Below are 837 nucleotides of genomic sequence, written 5' to 3' on the forward strand. Positions count from 1 at the left end.
CGATGGCAGCCTGAGGCATCTTGCGGATTTTCAGGCCAAACTCGATGTTCTCCCGCACATTCATGGTCGGATAGAGCGCATAGGACTGGAACACCATCGCGATGTCACGATCCTTCGGGCTGGTTCCGCTGACGTCTTCGCCGTCGATCAGGATCGCGCCGCCACTGATGTTCTCAAGGCCCGGGATGCAGTTCATCAACGTCGACTTGCCGCAGCCGGACGGGCCGACCAGGATCAGGAACTCGCCATCATTGATCTTCAGTTCGATGTTCTTGAGCGTATCCGGCAGGTTGGCGCCGTAGGTCTTGTTTACGTTACGTAGTTCGAGAGTCGCCATGATTACCCCTTGACCGCGCCGGCCGTAAGCCCACGCAGGAAATACTTGCCAGCCAGTACATAGACCAGCAGTGTCGGCAGCCCTGCGATCATCGCCGCCGCCATGTCAACGTTGTATTCCTTGGCCCCGGTGCTGGTGTTGACCAGGTTGTTCAGCGCCACGGTAACGGGCTGGGATTCGCCACTGGAAAACACCACGCCAAACAGGAAGTCATTCCATATCTGGGTGAATTGCCAGATCAGGCAGACCATGACGATGGGTGTGGACATCGGCAGGATGATCCGCCAGAAAATCGTGAAGAAGCCCGCACCATCAAGACGTGCCGCCCGGACCAGCGCATCCGGAATGCTGACGTAGTAGTTGCGGAAGAACAGCGTGGTGAATGCCAGTCCGTAGACCACATGCACGAACACCAGACCTGTCGTGGTGCTGGCCAGCCCCATCTTGCCGAGGGTGAAGGACGCCGGCAGCAGGACCGTCTGGAAGGGCAGGAAGCAGCC

2 protein-coding genes are annotated in these 837 nt (G+C 58.5%); both read right to left on the reverse strand.

All coding sequences use genetic code 11. From position 1 onward, the window contains the following. A partial coding sequence (locus NRB16_RS28775) for an ABC transporter ATP-binding protein (protein ID WP_257107549.1) occupies positions 1-337 on the reverse strand: 337 nt, incomplete at its 3' end. 2 nt (positions 338-339) lie between these two features. Beyond that, on the reverse strand, positions 340-837 hold a 498-nt coding region (locus NRB16_RS28780), incomplete at its 5' end, for a carbohydrate ABC transporter permease (protein ID WP_257107550.1).

The sequence above is a fragment of the Pseudomonas sp. LJDD11 genome, from assembly GCF_024584215.1.
GTDB lineage: Bacteria > Pseudomonadota > Gammaproteobacteria > Pseudomonadales > Pseudomonadaceae > Aquipseudomonas.